The sequence below is a fragment of the Vibrio sp. QJM3NY_26 genome, from assembly GCF_057786005.1.
This window is the reverse complement of the sequence record NZ_CM173515.1, coordinates 3,250,315-3,277,303: the sequence shown is the minus strand read 5'-3', so window position 1 is coordinate 3,277,303 and position 26,989 is coordinate 3,250,315. Positions and strand designations below refer to the sequence as shown.

The window sequence follows — 26,989 nt, the reverse complement described above, 5'->3', positions numbered from 1 at the left end:
TGTTCATCAATCTTTTTCGAAAGAGCAATGAATATTAGTTTTGAAGTCAGTATTCGTTGAGTCACAAAATCTTAAATTGAAGAGTTTGATCATGGCTCAGATTGAACGCTGGCGGCAGGCCTAACACATGCAAGTCGAGCGGAAACGACACTAACAATCCTTCGGGTGCGTTAATGGGCGTCGAGCGGCGGACGGGTGAGTAATGCCTAGGAAATTGCCTTGATGTGGGGGATAACCATTGGAAACGATGGCTAATACCGCATAATGCCTACGGGCCAAAGAGGGGGATCTTCGGACCTCTCGCGTCAAGATATGCCTAGGTGGGATTAGCTAGTTGGTGAGGTAATGGCTCACCAAGGCGACGATCCCTAGCTGGTCTGAGAGGATGATCAGCCACACTGGAACTGAGACACGGTCCAGACTCCTACGGGAGGCAGCAGTGGGGAATATTGCACAATGGGCGAAAGCCTGATGCAGCCATGCCGCGTGTATGAAGAAGGCCTTCGGGTTGTAAAGTACTTTCAGTTGTGAGGAAGGGTGTGTAGTTAATAGCTGCGCATCTTGACGTTAGCAACAGAAGAAGCACCGGCTAACTCCGTGCCAGCAGCCGCGGTAATACGGAGGGTGCGAGCGTTAATCGGAATTACTGGGCGTAAAGCGCATGCAGGTGGTTCATTAAGTCAGATGTGAAAGCCCGGGGCTCAACCTCGGAACTGCATTTGAAACTGGTGAACTAGAGTGCTGTAGAGGGGGGTAGAATTTCAGGTGTAGCGGTGAAATGCGTAGAGATCTGAAGGAATACCAGTGGCGAAGGCGGCCCCCTGGACAGACACTGACACTCAGATGCGAAAGCGTGGGGAGCAAACAGGATTAGATACCCTGGTAGTCCACGCCGTAAACGATGTCTACTTGGAGGTTGTGGCCTTGAGCCGTGGCTTTCGGAGCTAACGCGTTAAGTAGACCGCCTGGGGAGTACGGTCGCAAGATTAAAACTCAAATGAATTGACGGGGGCCCGCACAAGCGGTGGAGCATGTGGTTTAATTCGATGCAACGCGAAGAACCTTACCTACTCTTGACATCCAGAGAAGCCAGCGGAGACGCAGGTGTGCCTTCGGGAGCTCTGAGACAGGTGCTGCATGGCTGTCGTCAGCTCGTGTTGTGAAATGTTGGGTTAAGTCCCGCAACGAGCGCAACCCTTATCCTTGTTTGCCAGCGAGTAATGTCGGGAACTCCAGGGAGACTGCCGGTGATAAACCGGAGGAAGGTGGGGACGACGTCAAGTCATCATGGCCCTTACGAGTAGGGCTACACACGTGCTACAATGGCGCATACAGAGGGCAGCAAGCTAGCGATAGTGAGCGAATCCCAAAAAGTGCGTCGTAGTCCGGATTGGAGTCTGCAACTCGACTCCATGAAGTCGGAATCGCTAGTAATCGTGAATCAGAATGTCACGGTGAATACGTTCCCGGGCCTTGTACACACCGCCCGTCACACCATGGGAGTGGGCTGCAAAAGAAGTGGGTAGTTTAACCTTTCGGGGAGGACGCTCACCACTTTGTGGTTCATGACTGGGGTGAAGTCGTAACAAGGTAGCCCTAGGGGAACCTGGGGCTGGATCACCTCCTTATACGAAGATACCACGATGAGTGTCCACACAGATTGATTAGGTTTAGAAAGTAAAAGAGACGATATTGGGTCTGTAGCTCAGCTGGTTAGAGCGCTCGCCTGATAAGCGGGAGGTCGGTGGTTCGAGTCCACTCAGACCCACCAATATCGACCTAGATGGGGCTATAGCTCAGCTGGGAGAGCGCCTGCCTTGCACGCAGGAGGTCTGCGGTTCGATCCCGCATAGCTCCACCATCTTTAAGTGTTTTTATCTGAAAATATTTAAAAATGGTTTCGAAAGAAATCAAGCTCTTTAACAATTTGGAAAGCTGACTGATTGATTTACTTACGAGTAATTCAATCAAATTTAAAAGTTCTCAATGTTTACCTTTATTGGTAAACACAACAAACACATTCAAGTGTCTTGTATTCGAATCAATGTTTACATTGATTCACAATTGAGTCCGGCAAACAGTTATCAAGAATTAACCCTTCTTGATGACAACCAAAAACCTTGGTTAGTTGCCATACGCTAAGACCCTTTCGGGTTGTATGGTTAAGTGACTAAGCGTACACGGTGGATGCCTTGGCAGTCAGAGGCGATGAAAGACGTAATAACTTGCGATAAGCCCAGATTAGGTAGTAATAACCTTTTGAGTCTGGGATTTCTGAATGGGGAAACCCACTTGCATAAGCAAGTATCCTGTTGTGAATACATAGCAACAGGAGGCAAACCGGGGGAACTGAAACATCTAAGTACCCCGAGGAAGAGAAATCAACCGAGATTCCGAAAGTAGCGGCGAGCGAAATTGGATTAGCCCTTAAGCTTTTAATGATGCAGGTGAAGAGTCTGGAAAGTCTCGCAATAAAGGGTGATAGCCCCGTAACCGACACATCATAATCAGTGAAAACGAGTAGGGCGGGACACGTGATATCCTGTCTGAATATGGGGGGACCATCCTCCAAGGCTAAATACTACTGACTGACCGATAGTGAACCAGTACCGTGAGGGAAAGGCGAAAAGAACCCCTGTGAGGGGAGTGAAATAGAACCTGAAACCGTGTACGTACAAGCAGTAGGAGCACCTTCGTGGTGTGACTGCGTACCTTTTGTATAATGGGTCAGCGACTTAATTTTAGTAGCAAGGTTAACCGTTTAGGGGAGCCGTAGGGAAACCGAGTCTTAACTGGGCGTACAGTTGCTAGGATTAGACCCGAAACCAGGTGATCTAGCCATGGGCAGGTTGAAGGTTGAGTAACATCAACTGGAGGACCGAACCGACTAATGTTGAAAAATTAGCGGATGACTTGTGGCTAGGGGTGAAAGGCCAATCAAACCTGGAGATAGCTGGTTCTCCCCGAAAGCTATTTAGGTAGCGCCTCGGACGAATACTACTGGGGGTAGAGCACTGTTAAGGCTAGGGGGTCATCCCGACTTACCAACCCTTTGCAAACTCCGAATACCAGTAAGTACTATCCGGGAGACACACGGCGGGTGCTAACGTCCGTCGTGGAGAGGGAAACAACCCAGACCGCCAGCTAAGGTCCCAAAGTATAGCTAAGTGGGAAACGATGTGGGAAGGCTCAGACAGCCAGGATGTTGGCTTAGAAGCAGCCATCATTTAAAGAAAGCGTAATAGCTCACTGGTCGAGTCGGCCTGCGCGGAAGATGTAACGGGGCTAAGCTATACACCGAAGCTGCGGCTACGTATCTTAGGATATGTGGGGTAGGGGAGCGTTCTGTAAGCCGTTGAAGGTGGTCTGTAAGGGCTGCTGGAGGTATCAGAAGTGCGAATGCTGACATGAGTAACGATAAAGGGAGTGAAAAACTCCCTCGCCGGAAGACCAAGGGTTCCTGTCCAACGTTAATCGGGGCAGGGTAAGTCGACTCCTAAGGCGAGGCCGAAAGGCGTAGTCGATGGGAAACGGGTTAATATTCCCGTACTTCTTACAATTGCGATGGGGGGACGGAGAAGGCTAGGTGGGCCTGGCGACGGTTGTCCAGGTTCAAGTACGTAGGCGGAAAGTTTAGGTAAATCCGGACTTTCTTAACGCTGAGATACGATGTCGAGCTACTACGGTAGTGAAGTCATTGATGCCATGCTTCCAGGAAAAGCCTCTAAGCTTCAGATTGTAAGGAATCGTACCCCAAACCGACACAGGTGGTCGGGTAGAGAATACCAAGGCGCTTGAGAGAACTCGGGTGAAGGAACTAGGCAAAATGGTACCGTAACTTCGGGAGAAGGTACGCTCTTATCAGTGAAGTCCCTTGCGGATGGAGCAGACGAGAGTCGCAGATACCAGGTGGCTGCAACTGTTTATTAAAAACACAGCACTGTGCAAAATCGTAAGATGACGTATACGGTGTGACGCCTGCCCGGTGCCGGAAGGTTAATTGATGGGGTTAGACTTCGGTCGAAGCTCTTGATCGAAGCCCCGGTAAACGGCGGCCGTAACTATAACGGTCCTAAGGTAGCGAAATTCCTTGTCGGGTAAGTTCCGACCTGCACGAATGGCGTAATGATGGCCACGCTGTCTCCACCCGAGACTCAGTGAAATTGAAATCGCTGTGAAGATGCAGTGTACCCGCGGCTAGACGGAAAGACCCCGTGAACCTTTACTACAGCTTGGCACTGAACATTGAACCTACATGTGTAGGATAGGTGGGAGACTATGAAATTGCGTCGCTAGATGTGATGGAGTCGTCCTTGAAATACCACCCTTGTAGTTTTGATGTTCTAACGTTGGTCCCTGAATCGGGATTACGGACAGTGCCTGGTGGGTAGTTTGACTGGGGCGGTCTCCTCCCAAAGAGTAACGGAGGAGCACGAAGGTGGGCTAAACACGGTTGGACATCGTGTGGTTAGTGCAATGGCATAAGCCCGCTTGACTGCGAGAATGACAATTCGAGCAGGTGCGAAAGCAGGTCATAGTGATCCGGTGGTTCTGAATGGAAGGGCCATCGCTCAACGGATAAAAGGTACTCCGGGGATAACAGGCTGATACCGCCCAAGAGTTCATATCGACGGCGGTGTTTGGCACCTCGATGTCGGCTCATCACATCCTGGGGCTGAAGTCGGTCCCAAGGGTATGGCTGTTCGCCATTTAAAGTGGTACGCGAGCTGGGTTTAGAACGTCGTGAGACAGTTCGGTCCCTATCTGCCGTGGGCGTTGGAAAATTGAAAGGGGCTGCTCCTAGTACGAGAGGACCGGAGTGGACGAACCTCTGGTGTTCGGGTTGTCATGCCAATGGCATTGCCCGGTAGCTAAGTTCGGAATCGATAACCGCTGAAAGCATCTAAGCGGGAAGCGAGCCTTGAGATGAGTTTTCCCTGGCACTATAAGTGTCCTAAAGGGTTGTCGTAGACTACGACGTTGATAGGCAGGGTGTGTAAGTGCTGCGAGGCATTGAGCTAACCTGTACTAATTGCCCGTGAGGCTTAACCATACAACACCCAAGGGGTTTTGTGGACTCAGATGTACCAGACCTTGAATGCGTTTGAAGAGAAATAACTTTTAGATAAGCTTTCCGAATTTTAAAATTTGCTTGGCGACCATAGCATTGTGGACCCACCTGATTCCATGCCGAACTCAGAAGTGAAACACAATAGCGCCGATGGTAGTGTGGGGTTTCCCCATGTGAGAGTAGGACATCGCCAGGCTTTAATTTCGACTTTGTCTAGTTTCTAGACAAGTCACCATAGAGTTCTAAGTTTCTTAGAGTTTTATGTTGACTTTCAAAGTGGAAAGCGTATTATACGCGTCCTGCTTACGTGCTAAGGCACTGAAAGCAAAGCTCTTTAACAATTTAAACCTATCAATCTGTGTGGGCACTCGTTGATGAATATCAAAACGTTATTACTTAGGTAATGACAGTTACTTCGGTAACACAATGATTTCAATGAACTGAGTGACCAATACGTTTAACTACTTGTAGTTATTCGGCACAGTCAATTCATTACCATTCTGTTGGAATGGTAATAGCTTTAGAATTACATGTTCATCAATCTTTTTCGAAAGAGCAATGAATATTAGTTTTGAAGTCAGTATTCGTTGAGTCACAAAATCTTAAATTGAAGAGTTTGATCATGGCTCAGATTGAACGCTGGCGGCAGGCCTAACACATGCAAGTCGAGCGGAAACGACACTAACAATCCTTCGGGTGCGTTAATGGGCGTCGAGCGGCGGACGGGTGAGTAATGCCTAGGAAATTGCCTTGATGTGGGGGATAACCATTGGAAACGATGGCTAATACCGCATAATGCCTACGGGCCAAAGAGGGGGATCTTCGGACCTCTCGCGTCAAGATATGCCTAGGTGGGATTAGCTAGTTGGTGAGGTAATGGCTCACCAAGGCGACGATCCCTAGCTGGTCTGAGAGGATGATCAGCCACACTGGAACTGAGACACGGTCCAGACTCCTACGGGAGGCAGCAGTGGGGAATATTGCACAATGGGCGAAAGCCTGATGCAGCCATGCCGCGTGTATGAAGAAGGCCTTCGGGTTGTAAAGTACTTTCAGTTGTGAGGAAGGGTGTGTAGTTAATAGCTGCGCATCTTGACGTTAGCAACAGAAGAAGCACCGGCTAACTCCGTGCCAGCAGCCGCGGTAATACGGAGGGTGCGAGCGTTAATCGGAATTACTGGGCGTAAAGCGCATGCAGGTGGTTCATTAAGTCAGATGTGAAAGCCCGGGGCTCAACCTCGGAACTGCATTTGAAACTGGTGAACTAGAGTGCTGTAGAGGGGGGTAGAATTTCAGGTGTAGCGGTGAAATGCGTAGAGATCTGAAGGAATACCAGTGGCGAAGGCGGCCCCCTGGACAGACACTGACACTCAGATGCGAAAGCGTGGGGAGCAAACAGGATTAGATACCCTGGTAGTCCACGCCGTAAACGATGTCTACTTGGAGGTTGTGGCCTTGAGCCGTGGCTTTCGGAGCTAACGCGTTAAGTAGACCGCCTGGGGAGTACGGTCGCAAGATTAAAACTCAAATGAATTGACGGGGGCCCGCACAAGCGGTGGAGCATGTGGTTTAATTCGATGCAACGCGAAGAACCTTACCTACTCTTGACATCCAGAGAAGCCAGCGGAGACGCAGGTGTGCCTTCGGGAGCTCTGAGACAGGTGCTGCATGGCTGTCGTCAGCTCGTGTTGTGAAATGTTGGGTTAAGTCCCGCAACGAGCGCAACCCTTATCCTTGTTTGCCAGCGAGTAATGTCGGGAACTCCAGGGAGACTGCCGGTGATAAACCGGAGGAAGGTGGGGACGACGTCAAGTCATCATGGCCCTTACGAGTAGGGCTACACACGTGCTACAATGGCGCATACAGAGGGCAGCAAGCTAGCGATAGTGAGCGAATCCCAAAAAGTGCGTCGTAGTCCGGATTGGAGTCTGCAACTCGACTCCATGAAGTCGGAATCGCTAGTAATCGTGAATCAGAATGTCACGGTGAATACGTTCCCGGGCCTTGTACACACCGCCCGTCACACCATGGGAGTGGGCTGCAAAAGAAGTGGGTAGTTTAACCTTTCGGGGAGGACGCTCACCACTTTGTGGTTCATGACTGGGGTGAAGTCGTAACAAGGTAGCCCTAGGGGAACCTGGGGCTGGATCACCTCCTTATACGAAGATAGTCACGATGAGTGTCCACACAGATTGATTAGGTTTAGAAAAGCAAAGAGATGAAGAACTCCCAAGTTCTTCGAAGTTTGTTTCTACTTTTTAAAGTGGAGATAAATTGCAGTGTCCCGTTCGTCTAGAGGCCTAGGACACCGCCCTTTCACGGCGGTAACAGGGGTTCGACTCCCCTACGGGATACCATTGGGTCGTTAGCTCAGTTGGTAGAGCAGTTGACTTTTAATCAATTGGTCGCAGGTTCGAATCCTGCACGACCCACCATTCTTTCTCCGCGAAGGAATTAAAACTATCGTGGGCGATTAGCTCAGTTGGGAGAGCACCTGCCTTACAAGCAGGGGGTCACTGGTTCGAGCCCGGTATCGCCCACCATTCTCTAAAAATTCTTGGTTATATTCATATCCAAACCACTTCTTTTGTCGTTGGTTGGTATGTTTGACCCTGAGAGTCTTTAGAAAATGTGAATTTTAGAACACTGGTTCTTAAAGTCTCATGCTCTTTAACAATTTGGAAAGCTGACTGATTAACTGACTTACGAGTCATGTTAATCAAATTTAAAAGTTCTCAATGTTTATCTTTCATTAGGTAAACACAACAAACACATTCAAGTGTCTTGTATTCGAATCAATGTTTACATTGATTCACAATTGAGTCCGGCAAACAGTTATCAAGAATTAACCCTTCTTGATGACAACCAAAAACCTTGGTTAGTTGCCATACGCTTATTTGTCTTCACTTTTTAAAGTGAAAGTAAATAGAAACCCTTTCGGGTTGTATGGTTAAGTGACTAAGCGTACACGGTGGATGCCTTGGCAGTCAGAGGCGATGAAAGGCGTAATAACTTGCGATAAGCCCAGATTAGGTAGTAATAACCTTTTGAGTCTGGGATTCCTGAATGGGGAAACCCACGTGCATAAGCACGTATCCTGTTGTGAATACATAGCAACAGGAGGCAAACCGGGGGAACTGAAACATCTAAGTACCCCGAGGAAGAGAAATCAACCGAGATTCCGAAAGTAGCGGCGAGCGAAATTGGATTAGCCCTTAAGCTTTTAATGAGACAGACGAAGGCTCTGGAAAGTGCCGCAGTAAAGGGTGATAGCCCCGTAGTCGACATCTCATAATCAGTGAAAACGAGTAGGGCGGGACACGTGATATCCTGTCTGAATATGGGGGGACCATCCTCCAAGGCTAAATACTACTGACTGACCGATAGTGAACCAGTACCGTGAGGGAAAGGCGAAAAGAACCCCTGTGAGGGGAGTGAAATAGAACCTGAAACCGTGTACGTACAAGCAGTAGGAGCACCTTCGTGGTGTGACTGCGTACCTTTTGTATAATGGGTCAGCGACTTAATTTTAGTAGCAAGGTTAACCGTTTAGGGGAGCCGTAGGGAAACCGAGTCTTAACTGGGCGTACAGTTGCTAGGATTAGACCCGAAACCAGGTGATCTAGCCATGGGCAGGTTGAAGGTTGAGTAACATCAACTGGAGGACCGAACCGACTAATGTTGAAAAATTAGCGGATGACTTGTGGCTAGGGGTGAAAGGCCAATCAAACCTGGAGATAGCTGGTTCTCCCCGAAAGCTATTTAGGTAGCGCCTCGGACGAATACTACTGGGGGTAGAGCACTGTTAAGGCTAGGGGGTCATCCCGACTTACCAACCCTTTGCAAACTCCGAATACCAGTAAGTACTATCCGGGAGACACACGGCGGGTGCTAACGTCCGTCGTGGAGAGGGAAACAACCCAGACCGCCAGCTAAGGTCCCAAAGTATAGCTAAGTGGGAAACGATGTGGGAAGGCTCAGACAGCCAGGATGTTGGCTTAGAAGCAGCCATCATTTAAAGAAAGCGTAATAGCTCACTGGTCGAGTCGGCCTGCGCGGAAGATGTAACGGGGCTAAGCTATACACCGAAGCTGCGGCTACGTACCTTAGGGTATGTGGGGTAGGGGAGCGTTCTGTAAGCCGTTGAAGGTGGTCTGTAAGGGCTGCTGGAGGTATCAGAAGTGCGAATGCTGACATGAGTAACGATAAAGGGAGTGAAAAACTCCCTCGCCGGAAGACCAAGGGTTCCTGTCCAACGTTAATCGGGGCAGGGTAAGTCGACTCCTAAGGCGAGGCCGAAAGGCGTAGTCGATGGGAAACGGGTTAATATTCCCGTACTTCTTACAATTGCGATGGGGGGACGGAGAAGGCTAGGTGGGCCTGGCGACGGTTGTCCAGGTTCAAGTATGTAGGCGGGTGGTTTAGGTAAATCCGGACCACTACTAACGCTGAGATACGATGTCGAGCTACTACGGTAGTGAAGTCATTGATGCCATGCTTCCAGGAAAAGCCTCTAAGCTTCAGATTGTAAGGAATCGTACCCCAAACCGACACAGGTGGTCGGGTAGAGAATACCAAGGCGCTTGAGAGAACTCGGGTGAAGGAACTAGGCAAAATGGTACCGTAACTTCGGGAGAAGGTACGCTCTTATCAGTGAAGTCCCTTGCGGATGGAGCAGACGAGAGTCGCAGATACCAGGTGGCTGCAACTGTTTATTAAAAACACAGCACTGTGCAAAATCGTAAGATGACGTATACGGTGTGACGCCTGCCCGGTGCCGGAAGGTTAATTGATGGGGTTAGACTTCGGTCGAAGCTCTTGATCGAAGCCCCGGTAAACGGCGGCCGTAACTATAACGGTCCTAAGGTAGCGAAATTCCTTGTCGGGTAAGTTCCGACCTGCACGAATGGCGTAATGATGGCCACGCTGTCTCCACCCGAGACTCAGTGAAATTGAAATCGCTGTGAAGATGCAGTGTACCCGCGGCTAGACGGAAAGACCCCGTGAACCTTTACTACAGCTTGGCACTGAACATTGAACCTACATGTGTAGGATAGGTGGGAGACTATGAAATTGCGTCGCTAGATGTGATGGAGTCGTCCTTGAAATACCACCCTTGTAGTTTTGATGTTCTAACGTTGGTCCCTGAATCGGGATTACGGACAGTGCCTGGTGGGTAGTTTGACTGGGGCGGTCTCCTCCCAAAGAGTAACGGAGGAGCACGAAGGTGGGCTAAACACGGTTGGACATCGTGTGGTTAGTGCAATGGCATAAGCCCGCTTGACTGCGAGAATGACAATTCGAGCAGGTGCGAAAGCAGGTCATAGTGATCCGGTGGTTCTGAATGGAAGGGCCATCGCTCAACGGATAAAAGGTACTCCGGGGATAACAGGCTGATACCGCCCAAGAGTTCATATCGACGGCGGTGTTTGGCACCTCGATGTCGGCTCATCACATCCTGGGGCTGAAGTCGGTCCCAAGGGTATGGCTGTTCGCCATTTAAAGTGGTACGCGAGCTGGGTTTAGAACGTCGTGAGACAGTTCGGTCCCTATCTGCCGTGGGCGTTGGAAAATTGAAAGGGGCTGCTCCTAGTACGAGAGGACCGGAGTGGACGAACCTCTGGTGTTCGGGTTGTCATGCCAATGGCATTGCCCGGTAGCTAAGTTCGGAATCGATAACCGCTGAAAGCATCTAAGCGGGAAGCGAGCCTTGAGATGAGTTTTCCCTGGCACTATAAGTGTCCTAAAGGGTTGTCGTAGACTACGACGTTGATAGGCAGGGTGTGTAAGTGCTGCGAGGCATTGAGCTAACCTGTACTAATTGCCCGTGAGGCTTAACCATACAACACCCAAGGGGTTTTGTGGACTCAGATGTACCAGACCTTGAATGCGTTTGAAGAGAAATAACTTTTAGATAAGCTTTCCGAATTTTAAAATTTGCTTGGCGACCATAGCATTGTGGACCCACCTGATTCCATGCCGAACTCAGAAGTGAAACACAATAGCGCCGATGGTAGTGTGGGGTTTCCCCATGTGAGAGTAGGACATCGCCAGGCTTTAATTTCGACTTTGTCTAGTTTCTAGACAAGTCACCATAGAGTTCTAAGTTTCTTAGAGTTTTATGTTGACTTTCAAAGTGGAAAGCGTATTATACGCGTCCTGCTTACGTGCTAAGGTACTGAAAGCAAAGCTCTTTAACAATTTAAACCTATCAATCTGTGTGGGCACTCGTTGATGAATATCAAAACGTTATTACTTAGGTAATGACAGTTACTTCGGTAACACAATGATTTCAATGAACTGAGTGACCAATACGTTTAACTACTTGTAGTTATTCGGCACAGTCAATTCATTACCATTCTGTTGGAATGGTAATAGCTTTAGAATTACATGTTCATCAATCTTTTTCGAAAGAGCAATGAATATTAGTTTTGAAGTCAGTATTCGTTGAGTCACAAAATCTTAAATTGAAGAGTTTGATCATGGCTCAGATTGAACGCTGGCGGCAGGCCTAACACATGCAAGTCGAGCGGAAACGACACTAACAATCCTTCGGGTGCGTTAATGGGCGTCGAGCGGCGGACGGGTGAGTAATGCCTAGGAAATTGCCTTGATGTGGGGGATAACCATTGGAAACGATGGCTAATACCGCATAATGCCTACGGGCCAAAGAGGGGGATCTTCGGACCTCTCGCGTCAAGATATGCCTAGGTGGGATTAGCTAGTTGGTGAGGTAATGGCTCACCAAGGCGACGATCCCTAGCTGGTCTGAGAGGATGATCAGCCACACTGGAACTGAGACACGGTCCAGACTCCTACGGGAGGCAGCAGTGGGGAATATTGCACAATGGGCGAAAGCCTGATGCAGCCATGCCGCGTGTATGAAGAAGGCCTTCGGGTTGTAAAGTACTTTCAGTTGTGAGGAAGGGTGTGTAGTTAATAGCTGCGCATCTTGACGTTAGCAACAGAAGAAGCACCGGCTAACTCCGTGCCAGCAGCCGCGGTAATACGGAGGGTGCGAGCGTTAATCGGAATTACTGGGCGTAAAGCGCATGCAGGTGGTTCATTAAGTCAGATGTGAAAGCCCGGGGCTCAACCTCGGAACTGCATTTGAAACTGGTGAACTAGAGTGCTGTAGAGGGGGGTAGAATTTCAGGTGTAGCGGTGAAATGCGTAGAGATCTGAAGGAATACCAGTGGCGAAGGCGGCCCCCTGGACAGACACTGACACTCAGATGCGAAAGCGTGGGGAGCAAACAGGATTAGATACCCTGGTAGTCCACGCCGTAAACGATGTCTACTTGGAGGTTGTGGCCTTGAGCCGTGGCTTTCGGAGCTAACGCGTTAAGTAGACCGCCTGGGGAGTACGGTCGCAAGATTAAAACTCAAATGAATTGACGGGGGCCCGCACAAGCGGTGGAGCATGTGGTTTAATTCGATGCAACGCGAAGAACCTTACCTACTCTTGACATCCAGAGAAGCCAGTGGAGACACAGGTGTGCCTTCGGGAACTCTGAGACAGGTGCTGCATGGCTGTCGTCAGCTCGTGTTGTGAAATGTTGGGTTAAGTCCCGCAACGAGCGCAACCCTTATCCTTGTTTGCCAGCGAGTAATGTCGGGAACTCCAGGGAGACTGCCGGTGATAAACCGGAGGAAGGTGGGGACGACGTCAAGTCATCATGGCCCTTACGAGTAGGGCTACACACGTGCTACAATGGCGCATACAGAGGGCAGCAAGCTAGCGATAGTGAGCGAATCCCAAAAAGTGCGTCGTAGTCCGGATTGGAGTCTGCAACTCGACTCCATGAAGTCGGAATCGCTAGTAATCGTGAATCAGAATGTCACGGTGAATACGTTCCCGGGCCTTGTACACACCGCCCGTCACACCATGGGAGTGGGCTGCAAAAGAAGTGGGTAGTTTAACCTTTCGAGGAGGACGCTCACCACTTTGTGGTTCATGACTGGGGTGAAGTCGTAACAAGGTAGCCCTAGGGGAACCTGGGGCTGGATCACCTCCTTATACGAAGATACCACGATGAGTGTCCACACAGATTGATTAGGTTTAGAAAGTAAAAGAGACGATATTGGGTCTGTAGCTCAGCTGGTTAGAGCGCTCGCCTGATAAGCGGGAGGTCGGTGGTTCGAGTCCACTCAGACCCACCAATATCGACTAGATACAAAGATGGGGCTATAGCTCAGCTGGGAGAGCGCCTGCCTTGCACGCAGGAGGTCTGCGGTTCGATCCCGCATAGCTCCACCATCTTTAAGTGTTTTTATTTGAAAATATTTAAAAATGGTTCATTAGTTTGAATCTAGCTCTTTAACAATTTGGAAAGCTGACTGATTTGATTACTTACGAGTAATTCAAATCAAATTTAAAAGTTCTCAATGTTTATCTTTATTGGTAAACACAACAAACACATTCAAGTGTCTTGTATTCGAATCAATGTTTACATTGATTCACAATTGAGTCCGGCAAACAGTTATCAAGAATTAACCCTTCTTGATGACAACCAAAAACCTTGGTTAGTTGCCATACACTAAGACCCTTTCGGGTTGTATGGTTAAGTGACTAAGCGTACACGGTGGATGCCTTGGCAGTCAGAGGCGATGAAAGGCGTAATAACTTGCGATAAGCCCAGATTAGGTAGTAATAACCTTTTGAGTCTGGGATTCCTGAATGGGGAAACCCACTTGCATAAGCAAGTATCCTGTTGTGAATACATAGCAACAGGAGGCAAACCGGGGGAACTGAAACATCTAAGTACCCCGAGGAAGAGAAATCAACCGAGATTCCGAAAGTAGCGGCGAGCGAAATTGGATTAGCCCTTAAGCTTTTAATGAGACAGACGAAGGCTCTGGAAAGTGCCGCAGTAAAGGGTGATAGCCCCGTAGTCGACATCTCATAATCAGTGAAAACGAGTAGGGCGGGACACGTGATATCCTGTCTGAATATGGGGGGACCATCCTCCAAGGCTAAATACTACTGACTGACCGATAGTGAACCAGTACCGTGAGGGAAAGGCGAAAAGAACCCCTGTGAGGGGAGTGAAATAGAACCTGAAACCGTGTACGTACAAGCAGTAGGAGCACCTTCGTGGTGTGACTGCGTACCTTTTGTATAATGGGTCAGCGACTTAATTTTAGTAGCAAGGTTAACCGTTTAGGGGAGCCGTAGGGAAACCGAGTCTTAACTGGGCGTACAGTTGCTAGGATTAGACCCGAAACCAGGTGATCTAGCCATGGGCAGGTTGAAGGTTGAGTAACATCAACTGGAGGACCGAACCGACTAATGTTGAAAAATTAGCGGATGACTTGTGGCTAGGGGTGAAAGGCCAATCAAACCTGGAGATAGCTGGTTCTCCCCGAAAGCTATTTAGGTAGCGCCTCGGACGAATACTACTGGGGGTAGAGCACTGTTAAGGCTAGGGGGTCATCCCGACTTACCAACCCTTTGCAAACTCCGAATACCAGTAAGTACTATCCGGGAGACACACGGCGGGTGCTAACGTCCGTCGTGGAGAGGGAAACAACCCAGACCGCCAGCTAAGGTCCCAAAGTATAGCTAAGTGGGAAACGATGTGGGAAGGCTCAGACAGCCAGGATGTTGGCTTAGAAGCAGCCATCATTTAAAGAAAGCGTAATAGCTCACTGGTCGAGTCGGCCTGCGCGGAAGATGTAACGGGGCTAAGCTATACACCGAAGCTGCGGCTACGTACCTTAGGGTATGTGGGGTAGGGGAGCGTTCTGTAAGCCGTTGAAGGTGGTCTGTAAGGGCTGCTGGAGGTATCAGAAGTGCGAATGCTGACATGAGTAACGATAAAGGGAGTGAAAAACTCCCTCGCCGGAAGACCAAGGGTTCCTGTCCAACGTTAATCGGGGCAGGGTAAGTCGACTCCTAAGGCGAGGCCGAAAGGCGTAGTCGATGGGAAACGGGTTAATATTCCCGTACTTCTTACAATTGCGATGGGGGGACGGAGAAGGCTAGGTGGGCCTGGCGACGGTTGTCCAGGTTCAAGTATGTAGGCGGGTGGTTTAGGTAAATCCGGACCACTACTAACGCTGAGATACGATGTCGAGCTACTACGGTAGTGAAGTCATTGATGCCATGCTTCCAGGAAAAGCCTCTAAGCTTCAGATTGTAAGGAATCGTACCCCAAACCGACACAGGTGGTCGGGTAGAGAATACCAAGGCGCTTGAGAGAACTCGGGTGAAGGAACTAGGCAAAATGGTACCGTAACTTCGGGAGAAGGTACGCTCTTATCAGTGAAGTCCCTTGCGGATGGAGCAGACGAGAGTCGCAGATACCAGGTGGCTGCAACTGTTTATTAAAAACACAGCACTGTGCAAAATCGTAAGATGACGTATACGGTGTGACGCCTGCCCGGTGCCGGAAGGTTAATTGATGGGGTTAGTCTTCGGACGAAGCTCTTGATCGAAGCCCCGGTAAACGGCGGCCGTAACTATAACGGTCCTAAGGTAGCGAAATTCCTTGTCGGGTAAGTTCCGACCTGCACGAATGGCGTAATGATGGCCACGCTGTCTCCACCCGAGACTCAGTGAAATTGAAATCGCTGTGAAGATGCAGTGTACCCGCGGCTAGACGGAAAGACCCCGTGAACCTTTACTACAGCTTGGCACTGAACATTGAACCTACATGTGTAGGATAGGTGGGAGACTATGAAATTGCGTCGCTAGATGTGATGGAGTCGTCCTTGAAATACCACCCTTGTAGTTTTGATGTTCTAACGTTGGTCCCTGAATCGGGATTACGGACAGTGCCTGGTGGGTAGTTTGACTGGGGCGGTCTCCTCCCAAAGAGTAACGGAGGAGCACGAAGGTGGGCTAAACACGGTTGGACATCGTGTGGTTAGTGCAATGGCATAAGCCCGCTTGACTGCGAGAATGACAATTCGAGCAGGTGCGAAAGCAGGTCATAGTGATCCGGTGGTTCTGAATGGAAGGGCCATCGCTCAACGGATAAAAGGTACTCCGGGGATAACAGGCTGATACCGCCCAAGAGTTCATATCGACGGCGGTGTTTGGCACCTCGATGTCGGCTCATCACATCCTGGGGCTGAAGTCGGTCCCAAGGGTATGGCTGTTCGCCATTTAAAGTGGTACGCGAGCTGGGTTTAGAACGTCGTGAGACAGTTCGGTCCCTATCTGCCGTGGGCGTTGGAAAATTGAAAGGGGCTGCTCCTAGTACGAGAGGACCGGAGTGGACGAACCTCTGGTGTTCGGGTTGTCATGCCAATGGCATTGCCCGGTAGCTAAGTTCGGAATCGATAACCGCTGAAAGCATCTAAGCGGGAAGCGAGCCTTGAGATGAGTTTTCCCTGGCACTATAAGTGTCCTAAAGGGTTGTCGTAGACTACGACGTTGATAGGCAGGGTGTGTAAGTGCTGCGAGGCATTGAGCTAACCTGTACTAATTGCCCGTGAGGCTTAACCATACAACACCCAAGGGGTTTTGTGGACTCAATAGAAAGACAGACCTTGAATGAGTTTGAAGAGAAATACTTTTAGATAAGCTTTCCGAATTTTAAAATTTGCTTGGCGACCATAGCATTGTGGACCCACCTGATTCCATGCCGAACTCAGAAGTGAAACACAATAGCGCCGATGGTAGTGTGGGGTTTCCCCATGTGAGAGTAGGACATCGCCAGGCTTTAAATTAAATCTTTAGGTTGACCGACCTGGAGATATGGACGCTCACTTAGTGAGTTGACCACTGCGGAGTGGTAGTTCAGTTGGTTAGAATACCGGCCTGTCACGCCGGGGGTCGCGGGTTCGAGTCCCGTCCACTCCGCCACTTATTAGAAAAGCCCTGCTAGAAATAGCAGGGCTTTTTTACATTTCAAGAAAAGTGTTTTGCCCTTCGGTCGAATGAGTCCCACAAAGGGGTTGCCTGAAGTCCGCAACCCCGTCCATTCCGCTACTTATTAGAAAGCCTAGTCTGACGACTAGGCTTTCGTCGTTTCTCGGGTATGAGTTTTTGGATTTTGGTTACAGACCTTATCGCTATATATTGAGGTGTCTCTCTAGATAGAGGGAGGCTCGTGCTGTTTTACATTTAAACCTGACGAATTGAGATGGTTACTTCTAATTCTTTTTGCTACACCCTCTAAAGATAACGGAGCATCAAATTAGACCAGTATAAATACAAGTGAATATCAGGGGGCTGTCACGCTAGTTCTCGCTGTAAGGAGTGGCGATCAGGACAGGATATAGAAAGTAATTGTCGATTGAGTTGGTATCTTACGTGGTTGTTATTTGTATCTGATAGCCGCATCTTAATTATTAGGCTGACTAAGAAAGGTAGATACTTGGAGATTTAAGCGTTGGCACTAGTCTTGAGTAAATAGCGAAATTACAACAAACAAACTTATCTCACAGATACAAAAACGCCTAGCGTTTGCTAGGCGTTGATAAATAATGTTTCTAATAACATCGACTACAATATTTGTTTAAGGACTCTATCGGCTTTGACACGAGTGATCTTACGAATCAACTTCTGAACCTCCATCGGATAGCTCTCAATCTTGTCCAATTGCTTATAAGTGCAGATTAGCTGTGTGTGTTGAACAATATTATTAACCTCAGCTTGGAATTTATCCGTTAGATGATGATAGTTATCTTGGATGAATATGCCATTTTCTAAGTCCAACTTCCATGCGCGTGGGTTTAGGTTATTACCTGTGAGTAGCATGTAGCGTTTATCAACCCAAATGCCCTTCAAATGGAAGCTGTTGGAATCGTGTTGCCAAAGTCGGATAGACAGGTTACGACTTGCTATATTCGCTTCATTTGCCTTCGCAAATCGACGCAGGTTCAATTCGTATAAGTAAGGCAAGCCACCAATCGTTTTAAACTCTTCCTCTGGGGAGATAAAGAAGTCATTGGCTGTCTTATCGCCGACAACAATCGTGACCTTTACGCCACGTTTAAGTGCTCTCTTCACTTCCTTCGCTAGGCTAGGCGGAAAATTGAAATATGGCGTACAAATGAAAATTTCATCTTTAGCTTGAGCAACCAGTTGGTTAATTCCCTGATTTAGGCGGTTACGTCTCTTACCTATACCAACTAAAGGAGTTACGGCCACTTGTTCTGCGGAGACATCTTGAGAGTCGAACTTGTATTGAGAGCGTGCTAATGATGCTCTGAATTGACGGATTGCAGGTTTCAGTTCTTTGGTAACTGGTTTGTTCTTATCAGCCAAATCATAAACAGCGATGTCTGAGATCATTTGTTCTTGGACATAGGAGAACATTGAGTCAGCAAGTGTTGCGTTGTTTAAAACATGGTAGCGATCGAAACGGTAACGATCATGATAACTTAAATAGATATTGTTAAGGCTTGCACCGCTGTATATCACGCTGTCATCGACGATAAAGCCTTTTAAGTGCAATACGCCAAAGACTTCTTTGCCGCGAACTGGAATGCCATAGACGGGTACAGAGTGCTGATATTTTTCCGCAAACTCTTTATACATGGCTGCATTGCCTTCAGAAGACTCCGCACCAATCAATCCACGTTGAGCTCTGTGCCAATCGACACATACACTCACATCTAATTCTGGATTCTTTTGCTTTGCTTCATATAAGGCAGTTAGGATCTCACGGCCAGCCTCATCATCTTCAAGATACAAAGCGACTAAACTAATACGAGTTGTTGCGCGAGATATCTCATCAAGTAAGCGAGTTCTAAACTCTTGCGCTGATAGTAGTACTTCAAACTTGTCAGGATTCTGCGCTATGGTTGGCAACTGTATGAATGGATTCCTACTGGCAATCATATTGACTGTTTTACCTTAAAAATATGCAAAATTGCGAACCTTTGATTTTACCAAAGGGATAGCATCAAATACTAGATAATCGAGGCATTCTCTAACAATTTTGCTGATAATGCATAGGAATGAGATCTTTTCCGCTATTCGAATAGCGCTCATATAAGACTCTCAAACCATTTGGTAGTTCATTGGGATCGATTTGTATGAATTGATGACGATTGTAGAAATTAGTCAGATGAGAATACGCGAAGCAATAATCTTTTTCCGTCAGCGTGTGAAGAACACAATAATCCATTAGCTGTGAACCTAATCGCTTGCCACGGTATTCCTTAGAGATAGCCATTCCGGTAAGTAAGCGTGCATCTTCTATCGTTCGAAAGCGAACTACACCACATAACTGGCCGTCTAGCTCTAATGAGTAGATTTTTTCGCTTTTGTTGGCTTTACCTGTTGGGTAATGCTCTTTGTAAAAACGCTTAACGAGGGGAACCTTTACGGGGTCTAATTGAGTAATGATGACATTGTTCATTCAGTCACTGCGCCATTTGTTTATCTGCTGTAGAATGATGGCAGTGTAAGTTAATTGAATATCGCCATGCAATTCCATCTCAATGCTAGTTTAAAAAATGTTCATACTTTTTCTATCGATCAGACCTGTGATGCGTTGGTTGAAGTAACTACGATCGACGAACTGATTTCGGTTTATAGGAATCCTAAATGGTCAACTTCACCTAAGTTAATTCTGGGTAAGGGCAGTAATATGCTTTTTACCAAGCATTTCGCTGGTTTGATCATTGTCAATAAATTAGCTGGGATTGAGATGACCGAGACGGACCGTCATCACCTTCTGCATGTGAGTGGTGGTGAGGATTGGCCAAGCTTGGTTGAGTGGAGTGTTGATAAAGGTCTGGGTGGTCTAGAAAACCTCGCAATGATACCTGGTTGTTCAGGTTCTGCTCCGATTCAGAATATTGGTGCGTATGGTGTTGAACTGCAAGACGTATGCGAATATGTTGATATTCTGTATCTGGATACTTATACAGTTAAGCGGTTAAGCAAAGAGGAATGTCTCTTTGGCTACCGAGATTCTATTTTTAAGCACGCTCTCTATGGCAAAGCGATTGTTGTTGCGATTGGTTTGACCCTACCTAAAGAGTGGAAGCCATGTAACCACTACGGCCCGCTTAAAAGTTTACCTTTAGAGACACTTTCTCCTCGTTCTATATTTGATGAAGTGTGTGCTATACGCTCAAGCAAGCTACCAGACCCTTCCGTACAGGGTAATGCGGGAAGTTTCTTCAAAAACCCTGTGATCACCAAAGATCATTTTGATCGGCTGTCTGCGTTATACCCAAACATTGTCGGTTATGAGAGTAACGACATGATCAAAGTCGCCGCTGGGTGGCTCATTGATCAATGCCAGTTTAAAGGTGTGTTTGAAGGTGGTGCTCAAATTCATCCAAATCAAGCTTTGGTTATCATCAATTATGATGAAGCGTCTGCTACGGATATCCTCAGACTTGCAGCGCGAGTACGTCAAGCTGTCCTAGACAAGTTCGACATATCATTGGAACACGAAGTTCGCTTCATAGGTCAAGAAAGTGAGACAAACCTAGATAAAGCTTTGGAGTCATTGGTATGAGAGAGCACAGTACCAAGCTTGCACTATTGAGATGTCTTGCCGATGGTGAGTTTCATTCTGGTGAATACTTAGGTGAAATGATCGGTGTATCACGAGCGGCTATCAGTAAGCACATTAAAGGTATCCAAGAGTGGGGTTTGGATATCTATCGAGTACAAGGCAAAGGTTATAAGCTAGCTAGTCGTTTAGATATGCTTGACCAAGAAAAATTGTCTGCTGTGAGTCGTGATGCTTCTCTTGAACTCATTCCAATCATAGGTTCAACAAACCAGCACCTATTAGAGCGTACTAATACCCTCGAATCGGGTTCGGTCTGTATTGCTGAATATCAAGCTGCAGGTCGTGGACGTCGTGGCCGTGAATGGGTATCGCCATTCGGTGCCAATCTATACCTTTCAATGTACTGGAGACTCGATGCCGGTATGGCTGCGGCTATGGGGCTGAGTCTTGTGGTTGGTGTCGCCGTTGTAGAGGCGTTGGAGGATATGGGAGTTGAAGGCGTTAAACTAAAGTGGCCGAACGACCTTTATCATAATGACAAGAAACTCGCGGGTATTTTAGTCGAGTTGTCAGGACAGTCTGGTGGCGCTGCTCATATTGTTATTGGTTTGGGACTAAACCTGTCCATGGACCCGACAACATCAGGTATTGGTCAGCCGTGGACCTCTCTCAAAGAAGTGTGTGATGGGAAAGTGCCAGATCGTAATGATTTAGCACAGGCTCTGATCAATGCTTGGGACAAGTCACTTGCCGACTATGAGTTGAAAGGAATGTCTAATTTTGTCGAACGGTGGAACCGCTTAGATAATTTCTTAGGTCGCAACGTAAGGTTGATTATTGGACCTAGAGAAATTGAAGGTGTCGTTCAGGGGATTGATGAACAAGGCGCCGTGCTGCTCAAAACTGAGAGTGGTATAGAGAGCTATATCGGGGGAGAAATCTCGCTGAGAAAAGGAGACTAAGGCTCTACTATTTTCTTAGTAACACTTCTTCGACCATATGATCTGCGCCCTTGCGTAGAATCAGGTGAGCCCTTTCTCTGGTCGGAAGGATATTCTGCTCTAGGTTTAAACCATTGATTGATTGCCAAATACCTTCTGCTTTTTCCTTAGCGGCTAGATCTGATAATTTAGTGTAGTGCCCGAAGTATGACCCTGGTTTAGCGAAGGCACCTTCACGAAACTTCATAAAACGATTTACATACCATTGTTGAATTTGAGCGCTTTCAGCATCGACATATAACGAGAAGTCGAGGAAGTCTGAAATAAAGACTCTATGAGGCTCATGTGGGTAATTCATACCGCTTTGTAGAACGTTGAGTCCTTCAATAATAAGCACATCTGGTAAGTCGACCTCTTTTACTTCATTGGTAATGTTGTAGGTGAGGTGAGAGTACACAGGTGCTGTCACATTACGCTTGCATGCCTTCACGTCTGATACAAAATTGACTAGCGCTTTAATATCATAAGACTCAGGGAACCCTTTCTTACTCATTAGGCCTTTTTCTTGAAGCACTTCATTGGGATACAAAAAGCCATCTGTCGTAACTAGTTCAACTTTAGGGTGGTTGTCCCAACGAGATAACAGAGCTTTGAGTAGACGAGCGGTTGTACTTTTACCTACCGCCACACTGCCAGCGATACCAATGATAAATGGCGGCGCAGTCTCTTTCTTATCCAGAAATTGATGAAGTACTGAGTTTCTATTTTGTCGAGCGGCCACATAGAGATTCAACAGACGAGATAACGGTAGGTAAATTTCTACAGCTTCTTCCATTGTCAGCTTTTCATTGATGCCTTGAAGCTCTTTCAAATCGCTCTCAGAAAGTGTCATTGGAACTAAATTCCTTAGTTCAGACCACTGCGCGCGGTCAAATGACATAAATGGGCTCATACAAAACTCTATAGTGGATAACAAAACAAGTGCATGGAAAATACATCAAGCGATAGATAAATTAAATATCTTCCTTTACTAGATGCGGATTAAAGGCAGAAACCTTGAGCTAAATAACCGTATATGGGAATTTGATAAGAGAATTTTACACTTTTTTGCAATTTACTATTGCAAGGTGGAAAATCATTCAATAAAATGCGCCCCACTTGTGCCGACTTAGCTCAGTAGGTAGAGCAACTGACTTGTAATCAGTAGGTCACCAGTTCGACTCCGGTAGTCGGCACCACTTTCTCCCTTCTATTTATAGAGAGCGAGAGAAAGATCAAAATTTGGAGGGGTTCCCGAGTGGCCAAAGGGAGCAGACTGTAAATCTGCCGGCACTGCCTTCGATGGTTCGAATCCGTCTCCCTCCACCATATTCTAAAGGTTAAATAGCTCAAAAGAGTTACGTGTTGCGTGCATCGTATAATGGCTATTACCTCAGCCTTCCAAGCTGATGATGCGGGTTCGATTCCCGCTGCACGCTCCAACTCATTTTTGTGTGCTGATATAGCTCAGTCGGTAGAGCGCACCCTTGGTAAGGGTGAGGCCCCCAGTTCGACTCTGGGTATTAGCACCAGTCTAAAGCTTCTTCTCCTTTAATAAAGAAAACCATTTTTTTTGGTTGCGTGGTCTTATTTTAAGCCACCTAATCCGTACCTAGAGGGACACCCCATGTCTAAAGAAAAATTTGAACGTACGAAACCGCACGTAAACGTTGGTACTATCGGCCACGTTGACCACGGTAAAACAACTCTAACTGCTGCTATCTGTACTACACTTGCAAAAGTGTACGGCGGTGTTGCTAAAGATTTCGCATCTATCGATAACGCTCCAGAAGAGCGCGAGCGCGGTATCACAATCGCAACTTCTCACGTTGAGTACGATACTCCTGAACGTCACTACGCACACGTAGACTGTCCTGGACACGCCGATTATGTTAAAAACATGATCACTGGTGCTGCTCAAATGGACGGCGGTATCCTAGTTGTTGCTGCTACAGATGGCCCTATGCCACAAACACGTGAGCACATCCTACTTGGTCGTCAAGTTGGTATCCCTTACATCATCGTATTCATGAACAAATGTGACATGGTTGATGACGAAGAGCTACTTGAGCTAGTAGAAATGGAAGTACGTGAACTTCTTTCTGAGTACGAGTACCCAGGAGACGACCTTCCAGTAATTCAAGGTTCTGCACTTGGCGCTCTAAACGGCGAAAAGCAGTGGGAAGACAAGATTGTTGAGCTTGCAGAAGCACTAGATTCTTACATTCCACTTCCAGAGCGTGCTGTTGACCTGCCGTTCCTACTTCCTATTGAAGATGTATTCTCAATCCAAGGTCGTGGTACTGTTGTTACTGGTCGTATCGAGCGCGGTATCCTACGTGTAGGTGACGAAGTAGAAATCGTTGGTATCAAAGAAACTACTCTTACTACTTGTACTGGTGTTGAAATGTTCCGTAAACTGCTTGACGAAGGTCGTGCAGGTGAGAACGTTGGTGCACTTCTACGTGGTACTAAGCGTGATGACGTTGAACGTGGCCAAGTACTTTCTGCTAAAGGTTCAATCAACCCACACACTAAGTTTGAGTCTGAAGTATACGTACTTTCTAAAGACGAAGGCGGCCGTCACACTCCTTTCTTCAAGGGTTACCGTCCACAGTTCTACTTCCGTACAACTGACGTAACAGGCGATATCACTCTACCAGAAGGCGTAGAAATGGTAATGCCAGGTGACAACGTTCAAATGACTGTTGAGCTAATCGCTCCAATCGCAATGGACGAAGGTCTACGTTTCGCAATCCGCGAAGGTGGCCGTACAGTTGGTGCTGGTGTTGTAGCTAAAATCTTTGCATAAGATTTGACGAACCACTAGTAAAAAGGGCATCATTTGATGCCCTTTTTCTTCGCTGAAAAAAGAGTTGGATGTTTTGGCATCAATTTTAGCTCTTAGCAAAGAATTAAACGGTCTTTTTGACTAAAATGACTGTTAGATGTGTTGTTTTGCAACGCAAAGGAATGTGCCCTGCAACAGCGGGGTTATTGTCGTCTATATTTAAGACTTATCACAGGTTGGTTTTATGAAAGCAAACGCTGAAACTCCTGATAGCTCAGGTGCAGCAGATACAATGAAGTGGGTAGTCGCTTTTGTACTGTTGGCTGCTGCTGTTGTGGGTAATTACCTGTATGGTGAATTGTCTGTTGTAATTCGCGCTGCAGGTGTAGTTGTGCTGATTGCTGCCGCACTAGGCGTTGCAGCAACAACAGTTAAAGGTAAAGCTGCGATCGATTTTGCAAAAGAATCTCGTATGGAGATTCGTAAAGTTGTTTGGCCTACTCGCCAAGAAACTATGCAAACTACATTGATCGTTTTAGCTGTATGTATTGTTATGTCTCTAGTGCTTTGGGGAATTGACGGCATTATGGTCCGTTTAGTTTCTCTAGCGACTGGGGTGTAGAGGGTTCTGATTCATGAGTGAAGCTCCAAAAAAACGTTGGTATGTAGTTCAAGCCTTTTCTGGCTATGAAGGTCGTGTATCTCAATCGCTACGCGAACATATTAAAATGCACGACATGGAAGAGTTCTTTGGTGACGTTTTAGTACCTACTGAAGAAGTAGTGGAAATGCGTGCAGGTCAACGCCGTAAAAGCGAACGTAAGTTCTTCCCTGGCTACGTATTAGTGCAAATGATCATGAATGATGAATCATGGCACTTAGTGCGCAGTATCCCTCGTGTTATGGGCTTCATTGGTGGTACCTCTGATCGTCCTGCACCAATCACTGACAAAGAAGCTGATGCTATCTTGAACCGTCTAGAGAAAGCGAGCGAGTCTCCACGTCCTAAGACAATGTTCGAAGCGGGTGAAGTGGTTCGTGTGAACGATGGTCCGTTTGCTGATTTCAACGGTACAGTTGAAGAAGTAGATTACGAGAAAAGCCGCATTAAGGTATCTGTATCGATCTTTGGTCGTGCAACACCGGTTGAGCTTGAATTTGGTCAAGTTGAAAAGCTAGACTAAAACTCTAATCTTTGAACAAGCTGTGGATAAATACGTCATAAGTTGTTCAAAATAAAAGAGTATAAAAAACCACCTTTTTAGGGTTGTTAAAGGCGCGAATTATGATTATAATTTCGCGCCTTTTTGCTTCTATCGAAGTAAGAAAGAGTTAATTGAAATTAAGGGGAGCTTGCCTTAGGGCTAGCGCATGTACCCAAAAATTAGGAAATATCATGGCTAAGAAAGTTGAAGCTTATATCAAACTGCAAGTTGCAGCTGGTATGGCAAACCCAAGTCCACCGGTTGGTCCTGCTCTAGGTCAACACGGCGTGAACATCATGGAATTCTGTAAAGCGTTCAACGCAAAAACAGAATCTGTTGAGAAAGGTCTACCTACTCCAGTAGTAATTACTGTTTACAACGACCGTTCTTTCACGTTCGTAACTAAGACTCCACCTGCTGCTGTTCTTCTTAAGAAAGCTGCTGGCGTTAAGTCTGGTTCAGGTCGTCCAAACACTGAGAAAGTTGGTACTGTAACTGACGCTCAAGTTCAGGAAATCGCAGAAACTAAAGCTGCTGATATGACTGGTGCTGACATCGAAGCAATGAAGCGTTCTATTGCTGGTACTGCTCGTTCAATGGGCCTAGTGGTAGAGGGATAAGATCATGGCAAAACTTACTAAGCGTATGCGCGTAATCCGCGACAAAGTTGAAGTAACTAAAGAATACGAAATCAACGAAGCTGTTGCTCTTCTTAAAGAACTAGCGACTGCTAAATTCGTTGAGTCTGTAGATGTTGCTGTTAACCTAGGCATCGATGCTCGTAAATCTGACCAAAACGTACGTGGCGCAACTGTGCTACCTCACGGTACTGGCCGTGAAATCCGCGTTGCTGTGTTCACTCAAGGTGCAAACGCAGAAGCAGCTAAAGCAGCTGGCGCAGATATCGTTGGTATGGAAGATCTTGCTGAGCAAGTGAAAAAAGGCGTAATGGACTTTGACGTTGTTGTTGCTTCTCCTGATGCAATGCGCGTTGTTGGTCAACTAGGTACAATCCTAGGTCCACGCGGTCTAATGCCAAACCCTAAAGTTGGTACTGTAACTCCTAACGTTGCTGAAGCGGTTAAGAACGCTAAAGCTGGTCAGGTTCGTTACCGTAACGACAAGAACGGTATCATCCACACTACTATCGGCAAAGCGTCTTTCGAAGCTAACCAGCTTCAAGAGAACCTAGAAGCACTTCTAGTTGCTCTTAAGAAAGCTAAGCCTTCTTCAGCGAAAGGTACTTTCCTGAAGAAAGTAAGCATCTCTACTACGATGGGTGCTGGTGTTACTGTTGATCAAGCTAGTCTTGACACTCAAGCAAACTAATTTGCTTTGGCGCAGATTTAGTGTATACTTCTGCGCCTAATATTTGTGGTTGGGTGGTTTTTGAAGCAATTCATAACTGTCTATCCCAAGACCGTAGGCGCTGAACCTTTTAAGGTGAAGCTTAATAAAACCTACGTAGGCGATGTTGTCGTTTGAAATGAATTTATTCATTTTTGAATA

General features: G+C 47.1%; 12 protein-coding genes, 12 tRNA genes and 9 rRNA genes. 30 read left to right on the top strand and 3 right to left on the bottom strand.

Going from position 1 to position 26,989, the window contains the following annotated elements; genetic code table 11:
- Positions 1–73 precede the first annotated feature (73 nt).
- The 19 genes from AC3CH4_RS14670 to AC3CH4_RS14580 all read left to right on the top strand — a co-directional run bounded on the left by AC3CH4_RS14670 (position 74) and on the right by AC3CH4_RS14580 (position 16,885).
- A 16S ribosomal RNA gene (locus tag AC3CH4_RS14670) occupies positions 74–1,628 on the top strand.
- A gap of 66 nt (positions 1,629–1,694) precedes the next feature.
- A tRNA-Ile gene (locus tag AC3CH4_RS14665) sits at positions 1,695–1,771 on the top strand.
- Positions 1,772–1,785: 14 nt separating this feature from the next.
- Positions 1,786–1,861 (top strand) — tRNA-Ala (locus AC3CH4_RS14660).
- A gap of 125 nt (positions 1,862–1,986) precedes the next feature.
- On the top strand, positions 1,987–2,142 hold the full coding sequence (locus tag AC3CH4_RS14655; RefSeq protein WP_413216768.1) for a hypothetical protein: 156 nt from the start codon (positions 1,987–1,989) through the stop codon (positions 2,140–2,142).
- Between the two features lie 18 nt (positions 2,143–2,160).
- Positions 2,161–5,053: ribosomal RNA gene (locus AC3CH4_RS14650) — 23S ribosomal RNA — on the top strand.
- 98 nt (positions 5,054–5,151) lie between these two features.
- A 5S ribosomal RNA gene (gene rrf / locus AC3CH4_RS14645) occupies positions 5,152–5,267 on the top strand.
- A 408-nt stretch (positions 5,268–5,675) separates the two neighbouring features.
- Positions 5,676–7,230: ribosomal RNA gene (locus AC3CH4_RS14640) — 16S ribosomal RNA — on the top strand.
- A 122-nt stretch (positions 7,231–7,352) separates the two neighbouring features.
- Positions 7,353–7,428, top strand: a tRNA-Glu gene (locus AC3CH4_RS14635).
- A gap of 2 nt (positions 7,429–7,430) precedes the next feature.
- A tRNA-Lys gene (locus AC3CH4_RS14630) sits at positions 7,431–7,506 on the top strand.
- Positions 7,507–7,538: 32 nt separating this feature from the next.
- A tRNA-Val gene (locus tag AC3CH4_RS14625) sits at positions 7,539–7,614 on the top strand.
- 405 nt (positions 7,615–8,019) lie between these two features.
- Positions 8,020–10,913 (top strand): 23S ribosomal RNA (locus tag AC3CH4_RS14620).
- A 98-nt stretch (positions 10,914–11,011) separates the two neighbouring features.
- A 5S ribosomal RNA gene (gene rrf, locus AC3CH4_RS14615) occupies positions 11,012–11,127 on the top strand.
- Between the two features lie 408 nt (positions 11,128–11,535).
- Positions 11,536–13,090, top strand: a 16S ribosomal RNA gene (locus AC3CH4_RS14610).
- Between the two features lie 66 nt (positions 13,091–13,156).
- Positions 13,157–13,233: transfer RNA gene (locus AC3CH4_RS14605), tRNA-Ile, on the top strand.
- Between the two features lie 21 nt (positions 13,234–13,254).
- A tRNA-Ala gene (locus tag AC3CH4_RS14600) sits at positions 13,255–13,330 on the top strand.
- A gap of 128 nt (positions 13,331–13,458) precedes the next feature.
- Positions 13,459–13,614, top strand: coding sequence for a hypothetical protein (locus AC3CH4_RS14595; protein ID WP_488543079.1), 156 nt, complete (start codon positions 13,459–13,461; stop codon positions 13,612–13,614).
- 18 nt (positions 13,615–13,632) lie between these two features.
- Positions 13,633–16,526: ribosomal RNA gene (locus AC3CH4_RS14590) — 23S ribosomal RNA — on the top strand.
- Positions 16,527–16,625: 99 nt separating this feature from the next.
- Positions 16,626–16,741, top strand: a 5S ribosomal RNA gene (gene rrf / locus AC3CH4_RS14585).
- The 16S, 23S and 5S rRNA genes sit together here with 8 tRNA genes alongside, the layout of an rRNA operon.
- 67 nt (positions 16,742–16,808) lie before the next feature.
- Positions 16,809–16,885: transfer RNA gene (locus AC3CH4_RS14580), tRNA-Asp, on the top strand.
- A gap of 642 nt (positions 16,886–17,527) precedes the next feature.
- On the opposite strand, the gene pssA is transcribed toward AC3CH4_RS14580, so the two are convergent.
- The gene (gene pssA, locus AC3CH4_RS14575) at positions 17,528–18,868 is read right to left on the bottom strand and encodes a CDP-diacylglycerol--serine O-phosphatidyltransferase (protein ID WP_171331239.1); all 1,341 of its coding nucleotides are present in this window, start codon (positions 18,866–18,868) and stop codon (positions 17,528–17,530) included.
- 91 nt (positions 18,869–18,959) lie between these two features.
- Positions 18,960–19,391, bottom strand: coding sequence for a GNAT family N-acetyltransferase (locus tag AC3CH4_RS14570; protein WP_171309486.1), 432 nt, complete (start codon positions 19,389–19,391; stop codon positions 18,960–18,962).
- 66 nt (positions 19,392–19,457) lie between these two features.
- Between AC3CH4_RS14570 and murB the strand changes: the two genes are divergently transcribed.
- Both murB and birA read left to right on the top strand, forming a co-directional pair.
- Positions 19,458–20,504 carry a UDP-N-acetylmuramate dehydrogenase gene (murB, locus tag AC3CH4_RS14565; RefSeq protein ID WP_488543078.1) on the top strand — a complete coding sequence of 349 codons (1,047 nt, stop codon included), beginning with the start codon at positions 19,458–19,460 and terminating at the stop codon, positions 20,502–20,504.
- Positions 20,501–21,466 carry a bifunctional biotin--[acetyl-CoA-carboxylase] ligase/biotin operon repressor BirA gene (gene birA / locus AC3CH4_RS14560; RefSeq protein WP_488524943.1) on the top strand — a complete coding sequence of 322 codons (966 nt, stop codon included), beginning with the start codon at positions 20,501–20,503 and terminating at the stop codon, positions 21,464–21,466. The genes murB and birA overlap by 4 nt, the downstream gene beginning before the upstream one ends.
- A gap of 7 nt (positions 21,467–21,473) precedes the next feature.
- Here the strand turns inward: birA and coaA are convergent, their stop codons facing one another.
- The gene (gene coaA, locus AC3CH4_RS14555; protein WP_171313578.1) at positions 21,474–22,397 is read right to left on the bottom strand and encodes a type I pantothenate kinase; all 924 of its coding nucleotides are present in this window, start codon (positions 22,395–22,397) and stop codon (positions 21,474–21,476) included.
- 210 nt (positions 22,398–22,607) lie between these two features.
- On the opposite strand from coaA, the gene AC3CH4_RS14550 reads away from it, so the two are divergent.
- From AC3CH4_RS14550 to rplA, 9 genes are all read left to right on the top strand, one after another.
- Positions 22,608–22,683: transfer RNA gene (locus AC3CH4_RS14550), tRNA-Thr, on the top strand.
- A gap of 45 nt (positions 22,684–22,728) precedes the next feature.
- Positions 22,729–22,813 (top strand) — tRNA-Tyr (locus tag AC3CH4_RS14545).
- Between the two features lie 38 nt (positions 22,814–22,851).
- Positions 22,852–22,926 (top strand) — tRNA-Gly (locus tag AC3CH4_RS14540).
- 14 nt (positions 22,927–22,940) lie between these two features.
- A tRNA-Thr gene (locus tag AC3CH4_RS14535) sits at positions 22,941–23,016 on the top strand.
- 95 nt (positions 23,017–23,111) lie between these two features.
- On the top strand, positions 23,112–24,296 hold the full coding sequence (tuf, locus tag AC3CH4_RS14530) for an elongation factor Tu (RefSeq protein WP_012604914.1): 1,185 nt from the start codon (positions 23,112–23,114) through the stop codon (positions 24,294–24,296).
- Positions 24,297–24,519: 223 nt separating this feature from the next.
- A complete protein-coding gene (secE, locus tag AC3CH4_RS14525) occupies positions 24,520–24,897 on the top strand; it encodes a preprotein translocase subunit SecE (RefSeq protein WP_017073785.1) in 378 nt (125 codons plus the stop codon).
- A gap of 13 nt (positions 24,898–24,910) precedes the next feature.
- Positions 24,911–25,459: a transcription termination/antitermination protein NusG gene (nusG, locus tag AC3CH4_RS14520; RefSeq protein ID WP_012605006.1), complete on the top strand. Its 549-nt coding sequence runs from the start codon at positions 24,911–24,913 to the stop codon at positions 25,457–25,459.
- Positions 25,460–25,671: 212 nt separating this feature from the next.
- The gene (gene rplK / locus AC3CH4_RS14515; protein WP_010435555.1) at positions 25,672–26,100 is read left to right on the top strand and encodes a 50S ribosomal protein L11; all 429 of its coding nucleotides are present in this window, start codon (positions 25,672–25,674) and stop codon (positions 26,098–26,100) included.
- Between the two features lie 4 nt (positions 26,101–26,104).
- A complete protein-coding gene (gene rplA, locus AC3CH4_RS14510) occupies positions 26,105–26,809 on the top strand; it encodes a 50S ribosomal protein L1 (RefSeq protein WP_017077557.1) in 705 nt (234 codons plus the stop codon).
- Positions 26,810–26,989: the final 180 nt, after the last annotated feature.